Source organism: Chelativorans intermedius, assembly GCF_025398255.1.
GTDB lineage: Bacteria > Pseudomonadota > Alphaproteobacteria > Rhizobiales > Rhizobiaceae > Chelativorans > Chelativorans intermedius.
Map to the genome: position 1 here is coordinate 40,406 of NZ_JAODNW010000020.1, position 11,447 is coordinate 51,852.

Genomic DNA, 11,447 nt, shown 5'->3' on the forward strand with positions numbered 1-11,447 from the left:
CAAGGAAAGGAGCACGCAATGACCCAAACCAAACCATGGTACCTGTCGCGCACCATCTGGGCATCGGTGGTGACGGTGGTCGCCGGGATCGGTGGCCTGTTCGGCCTGCCCGTCGACAGGATCGACGATCAGGCGCTGGTGGAGACGCTGCTGCAGGGGATCACCGCCATTTCCGGCCTTGTGGCGATCTTCGGCCGGCTGGCGGCCGACCGCCGCATCGGCTGAAGAAAAAGGGCCGCATGTGCGACCGTCGCGCCCATGCGGCCCATGGCTGCGGCGACTTGTTCATTCTCCATTCAGCCCCGATGCGCTACACCCGCAGCATGAAAACGCTTCGCCACATATCCGTGTTGACAGCCGCCGGCCTGGCGGTGCTTCTCGCCGCCAGCGCCTCCGGCCAGGAATGGACGCAGGTGCCGGGCCTGCTCGCCCAGGGGGCGCCCGACTGCTACGCGGTCGGCCAGCAGGTGGCTGCCCAGCAGGGTGGCACGCTGGCCAAGGCCACCGCGGAACAGCGCGGCGGCCAGACCGTCTGCCGCATCGTCGTCCTGGTGCCCGGCCGCAACGGCGAAAGGCCCCGGCGGGCGGAATTCAACGTGCCGGCCCGATGAAAAACGGGGATGATGTTTGCCGCGGATCGGCTATCCTGTCTTGAGCGAAGTTCTGCCAGGAGCGGATGACCCATGCGCATTCTCGTTGTCGAGGACGATAAGGAGCTGAACCGGCAGATCTGCAGCGCGCTGGAGGATGCCGGCTACGTCGTGGATCGCGCCTTCGACGGCGAGGAGGGGCATTTTCTCGGCGACACCGAACCCTATGACGCCGTCGTGCTCGACATCGGCCTGCCGCAGATGGACGGCATCAGCGTGCTGGAGCGCTGGCGGCGGGACGGGCGCAACATGCCCGTCCTCATCCTGACGGCGCGCGATCGCTGGAGCGACAAGGTCTCCGGCATCGACGCCGGCGCCGACGACTATGTGACCAAGCCCTTCCACATGGAAGAGATCCTGGCGCGCCTGCGCGCCCTCATCCGCAGGGCGGCCGGGCATGCCTCGCCCGAGCTGTACTGCGGCCCGCTGCGACTCGACACCAAGGCATCCAAGGCGGACGTCAACGGCGTGCCGTTGAAGCTGACCTCGCATGAATACCGGATGCTTGCCTACCTTATGCATCACAAGGGTTCCGTGGTCTCGCGCACGGAACTGGTGGAACATCTCTACGATCAGGATTTCGACCGGGATTCCAATACGATAGAGGTGTTTGTGGGGCGTCTGCGCAAGAAGCTCGGCGCCGACCTGATCGAGACCGTGCGCGGCATGGGCTACCGCCTGCGCGAACCGGATGCCTGACGGGACGGCGGGGCAGGGTGCGTCGCTGCCGGCGGCCGTGCTGAGGCGGCTTCGGCGGCTGCCGCGCATGGTGACCTTCCGCGTTGTCGCCATCTCCTCGCTGTGGGCCGTGATCGCGCTGGCGGTGATTGCCACGGTGATCTCCGCGCTGTTCCGGCAGGTCAGCAGCCGCGGCTTCGAGGAGGTTCTCTCCGCCCACCTGTTCAATCTGATCGCTTCGGTGAGCGCCGACGAGCAGGGCCGCCTGCAGGGCACCCCGAATCTCGGCGACCTGCGGTTTTCCGAACCTCTTTCGGGGTGGTACTGGTCGGTGGAGCCGACCTCGCAGGCGCTTCGCAGGTCGCTGAGTTCGCCCTCGTTGATCGGTTCTGCGCCCGTGCCGGCGCCGGGAACCGACGCCGTGCCCTTCGATGCCGCGTTCCAGCGCACCTATCGCGTCGAAGGGCCGGGCGGCAACGCGCTGCAGGTGCTGGAGGCGGAGGTCGTTCTCGACCAGGCAGACCGCATCGCCCGCTTCCGCGTCATGGGGAATCTGAGCGAGCTCGAACGCGAGATCGGCGATTTCACACGCCGGCTCTTCGCCTACCTTGCAGCCTTCGGTCTGGGCATGGTGGCCATCAACGCCTTCGCAATCCTCCTGGCGTTGCGGCCACTGCAGAGCATCCGCCGGGCGCTGGCCAACATCCGCGCCGGCACGGCAGAGCGGCTGTCGGGCCCGTTCCCCACGGAGATCGCGCCGCTGGCGGAGGAGACCAACGCGCTGATCGAGAGCAATCGGCGCATCATCGAGCGTTCGCGCAAGCAAGTGGGCAATCTCGCCCATTCCCTGAAGACGCCGCTTGCCGTTCTGATGAACGAGGGGCGATCCATGGGCGGCGAGCAGGGGCGCCTGATCGCCGATCATGCGGCTGCGATGCAGCAGCAGATCGACCACTATCTGCAGCGCGCCCGCGCCGCCGCCCAGCGCAGCGCGCTTGCGCAGCGCAGCCCGGTCAACGAGACGCTTGAGCGCATGGCGCGGGTGACGCGGAAGCTCAACCCGGACAAGACACTGACGCTCGACCTGCCGCCTCAGGAGGTGGTGTTCGCGGGCGAGCGCGAGGACCTGGAAGAGATCATCGGCAATCTTCTGGAAAACGCGATGAAGTGGGCCCGAGGGCAGGTGGGCCTTTCGCTGCTTGCGCCCGAGGCGGCGGAAGGGGAGGGCCGCCGTTTCACCCTGAAGATCGAGGATGACGGGCCGGGAATCCCGGAGGCGCAGGCCCGCCAGGCGCTGAAGCGCGGCCGTCGCCTGGACGAGACGAAGCCGGGAACGGGGCTCGGCCTGGCCATCGTCGCCGATCTGGTGGCCGAGTATGGCGGCGCGCTGGCGCTGGAACGTTCCGGCCTCGGCGGCCTGATGGTCAGGATCGAACTTCCGGCCGCCTGACGCGCTGCACGGGGCGGATAGACAAAATTCCGTCAAACATGATCTATAGCTGGGGAACGTTCCCTGGAGCAGGTCCTGGTGCCTCGCGGGCGGGCGGGAACGTTCGCGCCGGCTGCCGAAGGCGGAGCGTGGAGCGGTTCGCCGTTGCGGCCGGGACGGAGAGCGATGCGAAGGTTGAAGCGGTGATGAGAGTTCCGGCGGCTGTTGTTGTCCTGGCGGTTCTGGCCCTTTCGGGCTGCGCTGGCGGAAGCCTGTCCGGCGCGGCGGATCAGGCGCTTCCCCGCTCGTTGGGCTTTGCCGCCAACGAGCCGCTTGCCGGCATCGTCGGCGGCGGGCTGGTGTCACAATCCGGCGCGGAGCTGAGCCGGCGGGCCCGCGTGGCGGCCGTCGAGGCGGAATATCGTGCCCTTGAATCGACGCCGGCCGGACAGCCCGTGACATGGCGCGACGAGGAAACCGGCCTCAGCGGCATGGTGACGGCGGCGCAGCCCTATCGTGTCGGTTCGCAGGATTGCCGGCCCTACTCCCATGTGGTGAATGCGGGGGGTGATCCCCGCTCGCTGCGTGGAACGGCCTGCCGCAATCCCGATGGAAGCTGGACGCTGCTGAACTGAACCGGCGGCCATGCCAAAAGGCCGCATGCGGCAGCGGTTGGCACCGCCCGCCGCGCCGGATATTGGAACCTGATGCTGCTGTTCTGGGTTCTTGCCGCGCTGATGACATTCGCCGCCGCCCTGGCGGTGATGCTGCCGTTCCTGCGCCGGCGCGAGGAGGCGACGGCCGGCAGCGCGCACGATCTTGCCGTCTATCGCGACCAGCTGGCGGAGCTCGAGCAGGAACTTGCGCGGGGGCTCATCTCCAGGCCGGATGCGCAGCAGGCGCGCGCCGAGATCGGCCGCCGCATCCTGCGTCTTCAGGAGGAAGAAAAGGCCGCCGGGCAGAGCGTGCAGGCGCGGCGCGCGGGCACCGTGCGCGCCATCGCGGCGGCGGCCGTGCTGGCCGTGCCGGCCGTGAGCTGGGGACTCTATGCATTTCTGGGCTCGCCGGGCCTTCCGGCCCTTCCCCTCGCGGCACGGCTGAACGCCGATCCCGCGCAGGCGCCGCTGGAAGAGCTGATCGCCCGCGCCGAGGCGCATCTGGCCGACAACCCGCAGGACGCGCGCGGCTGGGAGGTGCTGGCCCCGGTCTATGCGCGGCTCGGCCGCTTCGGCGACGCGGCGGCGGCCTATCGCAGGACGATCGCCCTGGCCGGGCCGAGCGCGGCGCGTCATGCAGCCCTGGGCGAGGCGCTGGTGGGCGAGGCAAGCGGGATCGTCACGGCTGATGCGGAAGCGGCCTTCGCCGAGGCGCTGGGGCTGGATGCGGACAATCCGCGCGCCCGTTTCTTCATCGCCATGGCCCGTGCCCAGGAGGGAAAGACGGAGGAAGCGCGCGCCCTCTGGCAGCAGATGGCTGCGGAGCTGCCGCCCGATTCGCCGTGGCGGGAAATGGCGGGCCAGGCGGCCGCCAGCCTGTCCGCCGCCGGCCCCTCCGAGGCCGACATCGCGGCAGCGCAGGACATGTCGCCCGAGGCACGCAGGGAGATGATCGAGGGCATGGTGGCAGGCCTCGATGCCCGGCTGCGCGAGGAGCCGGGCGACGCCGAGGCTTGGCGGCGGCTTCTGCGCTCCTATGTTGTGCTGGACAGGCGGGAGGAGGCGCGCGCGGCCCTGCAGCGGGCGCTTGCCGCCTTCGGCGCCGACAGCCGGGAAGGACAGGCGCTCGCGGAGTTTGCCCGCGAGCTGGGCATCGACGACGAGGGAAGGTGAGACGTGACGCGCAAGCAGAAGCGACTGGCGGTGATCGGCACGGGCATGGGATTTCTGGCCCTTGCGGCGGCCCTGACCTTCTATGCGCTCGGCCAGCAGACCTCCTATTTCTACATGCCGGCCGATCTCGCCGCCAAGCCGGCGGCGGCGGGCGAGCGCATCCGCCTCGGGGGGCTCGTCGAACAGGGCTCGGTGGTGCGCGGGGAGGGGACGCGCGTGCGATTTGCCGTCACCGACCACGAAAGCTCGGTTATGGTCGTCTATGACGGCATCCTGCCCGATCTTTTCCGCGAGGAACAGGGCGTTGTGACCGAAGGTGTTCTGGGTGCCGATGGCGTTCTCGTTGCCGACACCGTGCTTGCCAAGCACGACGAGACCTATATGCCGAGGGAGGTGGCCGAGAGCCTGAAGGAGCGGGGCGTATGGCAGGAGCAATGACGGGGCGGCGCCGATGAGCGTGGAGCTGGGCCATTTCGCTCTTGTGCTGGCACTGGCGCTGGCGCTGGTGCAGTCGTCGGTGCCGCTGGCCGGGGCGCGGCTTGGCAGCCCGAGCCTGATGCGGGTGGGCGAGCCCACCGCCATTGCCGGTCTGGGCCTTGTGGCAATCGCCTTTGCCGTGCTCACCCTGGCCTATGTCCGCTCGGATTTCTCCGTTCTCAACGTCTGGGAAAACTCCCACTCCGCCAAGCCGCTTCTCTTCAAGATCACCGGCACCTGGGGCAACCACGAGGGCTCCATGCTGCTGTGGGTGCTCATCCTGTCGCTTTTCGGCGCCCTGGTGGCCGCCTTCGGGCGCAACCTGCCGCCCACCCTGCGGGCCAATGTGCTGGCCGTGCAGGGGTTGATCGCGACCGCCTTCCTGGCCTTCATCCTTTTCACCTCCAACCCCTTCACCCGCCTTGTGCCCGCGCCCATGCAGGGGCGCGACCTCAACCCCATCCTCCAGGACATCGGGCTCGCCATCCATCCGCCGCTGCTCTATCTCGGCTATGTGGGCTTCTCCATCGCCTTCTCCTTCGCCGTCGCCGCCCTGATCGACGGGCGCATCGACGCTGCCTGGGCGCGCTGGGTGCGCCCGTGGACGCTGGCCGCCTGGGCGTTTCTGACCGGCGGCATCGCCATGGGCTCCTACTGGGCGTATTACGAACTTGGCTGGGGCGGCTTCTGGTTCTGGGATCCGGTGGAAAACGCCTCCTTCATGCCGTGGCTCGCCGGCACGGCGCTGCTTCACTCGGCCATCGTCATGGAGAAGCGCTCGGCGCTGAAGATCTGGACGGTGCTGCTGGCCATCCTCACCTTCTCGCTGTCCCTGCTGGGCACCTTTCTGGTGCGCTCGGGCGTGCTCACCTCTGTGCACGCCTTTGCCACCGACCCGACGCGCGGCGTCTTCATCCTCGCCATCCTCGTCTTCTTCATCGGCGGGGCGCTGGCACTCTTTGCCCTGCGCGCCGCCGCGCTGGCGCCGGGCGGGCTGTTCCATCCCATCTCGCGCGAAGGGGCGCTCGTTCTCAACAATCTGCTGCTCACCACCGTAACGGCGACGGTGCTGGTGGGCACGCTCTATCCGCTCGTGGTGGAAGCGGTGACGGGAGAGAAGATTTCCGTCGGTGCGCCCTTCTTCAACCTCACTTTCGTGCCGCTGTTCCTGCCGCTTCTCGCCGTGGTTCCCTTTGGTCCCATGCTCGCCTGGAAGCGCGGCGACCTGGCCGGCGCCTTCCAGCGCCTGCACCTGGCCTTTGCCGCCGCGACGGTGGTGGCCTTCCTGTCCTTCTTTCTCGTCGATCGGGCCTCGGCCCTGGCAGCACTCGGCATCGGCCTTGGCCTGTGGCTCGTCTTCGGCGCGCTCACCGACCTTGCGGTCAAGAGCGGCGTGGGCAAGGCGGGGCCGGCGGTGGCCCTGCGCCGGCTGAAGGGCTTGCCGCTTTCAGTCTTCGGCACGGCGTTGGCCCATGCGGGGTTGGGACTTGCGGTGCTGGGCGTGGTGTGCGTCACCACGCTGGAGGAGGAGCATATCCTCACCATGCAGCCTGGCCAGACGGTGGAGGCTGGCGACCATCGGCTGCGCTTCGAGGGGCTGCGGCCCTTCACCGGTCCCAACTACACGGAAGAGCAGGCCCATTTCGCCCTATTCGGGGCCGACAGCCTGCGGCGTGGCAGCATCGTCTCCTCCAAGCGGCTCTATACCGCCCGCGGAATGCCCACCACCGAGGCGGGCATCCGCACGATCGGGCTCAGCCAGCTCTATGTCTCCATTGGCGACGAGACGGCCGATGGCGGTCTGGTCGTGCGTGTCTGGTGGAAGCCGCAGGTCACGCTGATCTGGATCGGCGCGCTCGTCATGATGCTGGGCGGGATGGTCTCGCTGTGCGACCGCCGGCTGCGCATCGGCGCACCCGCTCGACGCAGGGCGGAGGCCGCGGCGGGAGAGGCGGCATGATGCGGGTGCTGCTGCTTCTCCTCGGCCTCCTGGCCGTTGCGCCGGCCTTCGCCGTGGAGCCCGACGAAATGCTCGCCGATCCGGCGTTGGAGGCGCGGGCGCGGGCGCTCTCGGCCGAGTTGCGCTGCATGGTCTGCCAGAACCAGTCCATCGACGATTCCAACGCCGAACTTGCACGCGACCTGCGCGTTCTGGTGCGCGAGCGCATCAGGGCCGGCGACACGGACGAGGAGGTGCTGAGCTATGTCGTCTCGCGCTACGGCGAGTTCGTGCTGCTCAAGCCGCGCATGAGCGCCCGCAACGCCGTGCTGTGGGCGACGCCGCTTCTGGTGCTGGCGGGCGGCGGGCTCATCGCCTTCCTTGCCCTGCGCCGGCGTGCGCGCCAGCCTGCCGCCGCCCTGACGGAGGAGGAGGAGAGGACGCTGAAGGCGGTGCTTGACAGGCGCGAATAACCGTCTCCCGCGCCCAACATTACCAAAGTTTCATGCCGCGGAAATGGCACCGTAAGGTGCAAGGCCCTATCTGTCGGAGCAACGCGGCCCGCGCGCCGGGCCGACCATGGAAGATCGAAAGCTTCGACTGGCAAGAGGAGAACATTCCGCCATGCGTTCAACGAAAGCCGTTTCCAGAACCCGCACGCGCCTGATCGGCGCCGTGGCCACCGTGGCGCTGGCCGGCGCTGTCGGCCTCGGTGCGGTGGGCACGGGAACCGCGCCGGTGCTTGCCGATCCGGTGAAGCTCGAAAATCCCGTCCAGGCGCCAAGCTTTGCAGACGTGGTGGAACTCGTCACCCCCGCCGTGGTCAGTGTCCGCGTGAGCGGCGAAAGGCTGGAAACGGGTCCTGCCTCCGCCCCCTTCTTCGACATGCCGGGCTTCGAGAACCTGCCCGACGGCCATCCGCTCAAGCGCTTCTTCGAGGAGTTCCGCAGGGACTGGCGCTCGGAGCGCCCCCGCCGCCCGCGCGTGCGCCCCATCTCCCAGGGGTCCGGCTTCTTCATCTCCGAGGACGGCTATCTGGTGACCAACAATCACGTCATCCAGGGCGGCTCTGAATACACGGTTGTCATGGAAGACGGCACGGAGCTTTCCGCCGAGCTGGTGGGCACCGATCCGCGCACGGATCTTGCCGTCCTGAAGGTCGATGGCGAGGGCCGCACCTTCACCTATGTGGATTTTGCCGACGATGCCAGAGTACGTGTCGGCGACTGGGTGGTCGCCGTGGGCAACCCCTTCGGACTGGGCGGCACGGTCACGGCCGGCATCGTCTCGGCACGCGGCCGCGAGATCGGCGCCGGCCCCTATGACGACTTCATCCAGATCGATGCGGCGGTGAACCGCGGCAACTCCGGCGGGCCGGCCTTCAATCTCGCCGGCGAGGTGGTCGGCGTCAACACGGCCATCTTCTCGCCCTCCGGCGGCAATGTGGGCATCGCCTTCGCGATTCCCGCCTCGCTCGCCAGGTCCGTCGTCGAGCAGCTCATTGAGGACGGCAAGGTGGAGCGTGGCTGGCTGGGCGTGCAGATCCAGCAGGTGACGAAGGAGATTGCCGAATCGCTGGGTCTCGACGAGGACAAGGGTGCCCTGATCGTCGATGCCAATGAGGGCGAGCCGGCGGCCGAGGCCGGCGTGCAGCCGGGCGATGTGGTCATCGCCGTCGACGGGAAGAACATTGACTCGCCGCGCGATCTGGCGCGCACCATCGCCGAATACGACCCCGGCCAGTCCGTGGAACTGACGGTGTGGCGCAACGGCAAGGCCACCAATCTCGACGTGACGCTGGGCGAGATGCCAAGCAGCGAGCAGATGGCCGCGCTTCCGGGCGAGGCGCCCTCCGCCACGGAGACCGATTTCGGCCTGACCGTCACACCGGCGGAAGAAGGCCCGGGGCTCGTGGTGACGGATGTGGAGCCGGGCAGTGCTGCCGAGGATGTGGGCATCCGGCCGGGCGATGTCATCCGTTCGGTGAACTCGCAGCCCGTCTCCTCCGTTTCCGATCTCCAGGCCGCCGTGGACGCCGCCGCCGAGGCCGGTCGCGGCGCCGTGCTCCTTCAGGTCGAGCGGGACAACGCCAACCGCTTCATGGCGCTGCCGATCGGCTGACCGGTTGAGATTGCAGCCCGTTGGGGCCTGTCCCCGTGCTTGCCGAGCGATGTTCGCAAGCCCCCCTTCCGGCATCGCCCGGCAGCGCGTGGCGGCGGGTTTCCCGCCGCCGCGTCCGGCCCTGTGCTTTTGCCGTGCTCTCGCCTGTGCCGGCGCGATCGGATAACCTTGCACCCATGAAGATTCTGGTGATCGAAGACGACCGCGAAGCGGCCGGTTTCCTGAAGAAGGCGTTTGCCGAGGCCGGCCACACCGCCGACGTCGCGCCCGACGGCGAGACGGGTTATACCCTTGCCGACACCGGCAATTACGACGTCTTCGTGATCGACCGCATGCTGCCGCGGCGCGACGGGCTGTCGATCATCGCCGAGCTGCGCGCCAGGGGAAACACCACCCCGGCACTCATCCTCTCCGCCCTCGGAGAGGTGGACGACCGCGTGACCGGGCTGCGCGCCGGCGGCGACGACTACCTCACCAAGCCCTATGCCTTCTCCGAGCTGCTGGCGCGCATCGAGGTGCTCAAACGCCGCGCCGGCACCAAGGATGTCGAGACCGTCTATCGCGTCGGCGACCTGGAGCTCGACCGTCTCTCCCACACCGTGCGCCGCGCCGGGCAGGAAATCGCGCTGCAGCCGCGCGAGTTCCGTCTGCTCGAATATCTCATGCGCCACGCCGGCCAGGTGGTCACCCGCACGATGCTGCTGGAGAATGTCTGGGAGTATCACTTCGATCCCCAGACGAACGTCATCGACGTGCATATCTCGCGCCTGCGCAGCAAGATCGAGAAAGGCTTCGACAAGCCGATTCTGCACACGGTGCGCGGCGCCGGCTATGTGATACGGGCGGATTGAGGCGCGCGTGCCCGCCATGCCCGCCATCATGAGGACGACGGCGGCGCGGCTTTCCGCGCTCTATCTTCTCCTGTTCGCCATCTGCGCGGTGGTGCTCGTGGTCTATGTCACCTCGCTGTCGGTGCGCATGATGACGGTGCAGACGCGCGAGACCATTGCCGATGAGGTGCGCGGCCTTGTCAGCGCCTATCAGCGCGGCGGCCTGCCCACCCTGGTGCGCGTGCTGGAAACGCGCTCGCGCCAGCCCGGCGCCAATCTCTACCTCATCGCCGATCCCAATGGCCTCATTCTCACCGGCAATGTCGAGAGCCTCCAGCCCGGTGCGCTCGACACCATCGGCTGGACGGAACGTCCCTTTTTCTATCGCCGTTACGGCGACGGCGGCGGCAGGGAGCGCCACTCGGCGATGGCGCATGTCATCCGCCTTCCCAACCAGATGATCCTGCTCGTCGGGCGCGACCTCGGCGAGCCCGAGCGCTTCCGCGAGGTGGTGCGCAACGCGCTGGTCGCCGCGCTCGGCATGATGGGCTTTGGCGCGGTCCTCATCTGGTATTTCGTGGGCCGGCGGGCGCTGCGGCGCATCGACAGCGTGTCGGAGGCCAGCCGCCAGATCATGGGCGGCGACCTTTCCCGCCGGCTGCCCGTTTCCGGCGCCGGCGACGAGTTCGATCGCCTGTCCGAGAATCTCAACGCCATGCTGGAGCGCATCGCGGCGCTTAACGAGGGGCTCAAGCAGGTGTCCGCCAACATCGCGCACGATCTGAAGACGCCCCTGACGCGGTTGCGCAACCGCGCCGAGGCGGCGCTCGGCAGCGGTGACGAGGCGGCCTGCCGCGAGGCGCTGGAAGCCACCATCGCCGAGTCCGATCAGCTCATCCGCACCTTCAATGCCATTCTGATGATCTCGCGGCTGGAGGCCGGCCATTCGGCGGAGGCCATCAAGCCCGTCGACCTGGCCGCCATCGTCGCCGATGTGGTGGAGCTTTACGAACCGGCAGCCGAGGAGATGGGTGTGGCGCTCACCGCTCGCACCGTGGAGCCTGCCACGATCGACGGCAACCGCGAGCTGATCGGCCAGGCGCTCTCCAACATCGTGGACAACGCCATCAAATACTCCGCCGGCGTGCATGAGAGGCCGGCCGTCGCCGTCTCGCTCGAAAGAAAGGGCGGCACGGTGCGTCTGACGGTCGTCGACAACGGGCCGGGCATTCCGCAGGCCGAGCGCAAACGCGTCACCGAGCGCTTCGTGCGGCTGGAGGCGAGCCGCACCCAGCCGGGCTCCGGCCTGGGCCTGAGCCTTGCCAAGGCGGTGATGACCTTCCACGGCGGCGAGCTTGAGCTTTCCGGCAATGGCGAGGGGCTTTCGGTTGCGATGGTCTTCCCGGCAGGCAAGAATGCCTGACGCGGCACACCGGAGGGCTTGCGCCCTCGACGCCGCGACAGGACGACAAACCGCAGCCGCGGAGGCGATCG

12 protein-coding genes are annotated in these 11,447 nt (G+C 68.3%); all 12 read left to right on the top strand.

Annotated elements, in window-relative coordinates:
- Window positions 1–18 precede the first annotated feature (18 nt).
- The 12 genes from NYR58_RS14770 (at window position 19) to NYR58_RS14825 (ending at window position 11,376) form a co-directional block, all read left to right on the top strand.
- Window positions 19–225 carry a hypothetical protein gene (locus tag NYR58_RS14770; RefSeq protein WP_261521764.1) on the top strand — a complete coding sequence of 69 codons (207 nt, stop codon included), beginning with the start codon at window positions 19–21 and terminating at the stop codon, window positions 223–225.
- Window positions 226–323: 98 nt separating this feature from the next.
- Window positions 324–611, top strand: coding sequence for a hypothetical protein (locus tag NYR58_RS14775; RefSeq protein WP_261521927.1), 288 nt, complete (start codon window positions 324–326; stop codon window positions 609–611).
- A 72-nt stretch (window positions 612–683) separates the two neighbouring features.
- The gene (locus NYR58_RS14780) at window positions 684–1,349 is read left to right on the top strand and encodes a response regulator transcription factor (protein ID WP_261521765.1); all 666 of its coding nucleotides are present in this window, start codon (window positions 684–686) and stop codon (window positions 1,347–1,349) included.
- Window positions 1,342–2,778 carry a sensor histidine kinase gene (locus NYR58_RS14785; protein ID WP_315903344.1) on the top strand — a complete coding sequence of 479 codons (1,437 nt, stop codon included), beginning with the start codon at window positions 1,342–1,344 and terminating at the stop codon, window positions 2,776–2,778. The genes NYR58_RS14780 and NYR58_RS14785 overlap by 8 nt, the downstream gene beginning before the upstream one ends.
- A gap of 185 nt (window positions 2,779–2,963) precedes the next feature.
- Window positions 2,964–3,392 carry an RT0821/Lpp0805 family surface protein gene (locus tag NYR58_RS14790; protein WP_261521766.1) on the top strand — a complete coding sequence of 143 codons (429 nt, stop codon included), beginning with the start codon at window positions 2,964–2,966 and terminating at the stop codon, window positions 3,390–3,392.
- Window positions 3,393–3,467: 75 nt separating this feature from the next.
- Window positions 3,468–4,586, top strand: a complete 1,119-nt coding sequence (ccmI, locus tag NYR58_RS14795; RefSeq protein WP_261521930.1) for a c-type cytochrome biogenesis protein CcmI — start codon at window positions 3,468–3,470, stop codon at window positions 4,584–4,586.
- A 3-nt stretch (window positions 4,587–4,589) separates the two neighbouring features.
- Window positions 4,590–5,024 (top strand): cytochrome c maturation protein CcmE, encoded by a 435-nt coding sequence (ccmE, locus tag NYR58_RS14800; RefSeq protein ID WP_261521768.1) that lies wholly within the window; start codon window positions 4,590–4,592, stop codon window positions 5,022–5,024.
- A gap of 13 nt (window positions 5,025–5,037) precedes the next feature.
- Complete coding sequence (locus tag NYR58_RS14805) at window positions 5,038–7,023, top strand: heme lyase CcmF/NrfE family subunit (RefSeq protein ID WP_261521769.1); 1,986 nt, start codon at window positions 5,038–5,040, stop codon at window positions 7,021–7,023.
- Window positions 7,020–7,475: a cytochrome c-type biogenesis protein gene (locus NYR58_RS14810; RefSeq protein WP_261521770.1), complete on the top strand. Its 456-nt coding sequence runs from the start codon at window positions 7,020–7,022 to the stop codon at window positions 7,473–7,475. The genes NYR58_RS14805 and NYR58_RS14810 overlap by 4 nt, the downstream gene beginning before the upstream one ends.
- 151 nt (window positions 7,476–7,626) lie before the next feature.
- Window positions 7,627–9,123, top strand: a complete 1,497-nt coding sequence (locus NYR58_RS14815; RefSeq protein WP_261521773.1) for a Do family serine endopeptidase — start codon at window positions 7,627–7,629, stop codon at window positions 9,121–9,123.
- 176 nt (window positions 9,124–9,299) lie between these two features.
- The gene (locus NYR58_RS14820; RefSeq protein WP_261521774.1) at window positions 9,300–9,974 is read left to right on the top strand and encodes a response regulator transcription factor; all 675 of its coding nucleotides are present in this window, start codon (window positions 9,300–9,302) and stop codon (window positions 9,972–9,974) included.
- A gap of 16 nt (window positions 9,975–9,990) precedes the next feature.
- The gene (locus NYR58_RS14825; RefSeq protein ID WP_261521931.1) at window positions 9,991–11,376 is read left to right on the top strand and encodes a sensor histidine kinase; all 1,386 of its coding nucleotides are present in this window, start codon (window positions 9,991–9,993) and stop codon (window positions 11,374–11,376) included.
- Window positions 11,377–11,447 lie beyond the last annotated feature (71 nt).

What these genes read in the sequence shown, in the direction of transcription:
- NYR58_RS14785 (WP_315903344.1), top strand. Translation starts at nt 1,342, where the DNA reads ATGCCTGACGGGACGGCGGGGCAGGGTGCGTCGCTGCCGGCGGCCGTG.
- NYR58_RS14820 (WP_261521774.1), top strand. Translation starts at nt 9,300, where the DNA reads ATGAAGATTCTGGTGATCGAAGACGACCGCGAAGCGGCCGGTTTCCTG.
- NYR58_RS14770 (WP_261521764.1), top strand. Translation starts at nt 19, where the DNA reads ATGACCCAAACCAAACCATGGTACCTGTCGCGCACCATCTGGGCATCG.
- NYR58_RS14790 (WP_261521766.1), top strand. Translation starts at nt 2,964, where the DNA reads ATGAGAGTTCCGGCGGCTGTTGTTGTCCTGGCGGTTCTGGCCCTTTCG.
- NYR58_RS14825 (WP_261521931.1), top strand. Translation starts at nt 9,991, where the DNA reads ATGCCCGCCATCATGAGGACGACGGCGGCGCGGCTTTCCGCGCTCTAT.
- NYR58_RS14805 (WP_261521769.1), top strand. Translation starts at nt 5,038, where the DNA reads ATGAGCGTGGAGCTGGGCCATTTCGCTCTTGTGCTGGCACTGGCGCTG.
- NYR58_RS14780 (WP_261521765.1), top strand. Translation starts at nt 684, where the DNA reads ATGCGCATTCTCGTTGTCGAGGACGATAAGGAGCTGAACCGGCAGATC.
- NYR58_RS14775 (WP_261521927.1), top strand. Translation starts at nt 324, where the DNA reads ATGAAAACGCTTCGCCACATATCCGTGTTGACAGCCGCCGGCCTGGCG.
- NYR58_RS14815 (WP_261521773.1), top strand. Translation starts at nt 7,627, where the DNA reads ATGCGTTCAACGAAAGCCGTTTCCAGAACCCGCACGCGCCTGATCGGC.
- NYR58_RS14810 (WP_261521770.1), top strand. Translation starts at nt 7,020, where the DNA reads ATGATGCGGGTGCTGCTGCTTCTCCTCGGCCTCCTGGCCGTTGCGCCG.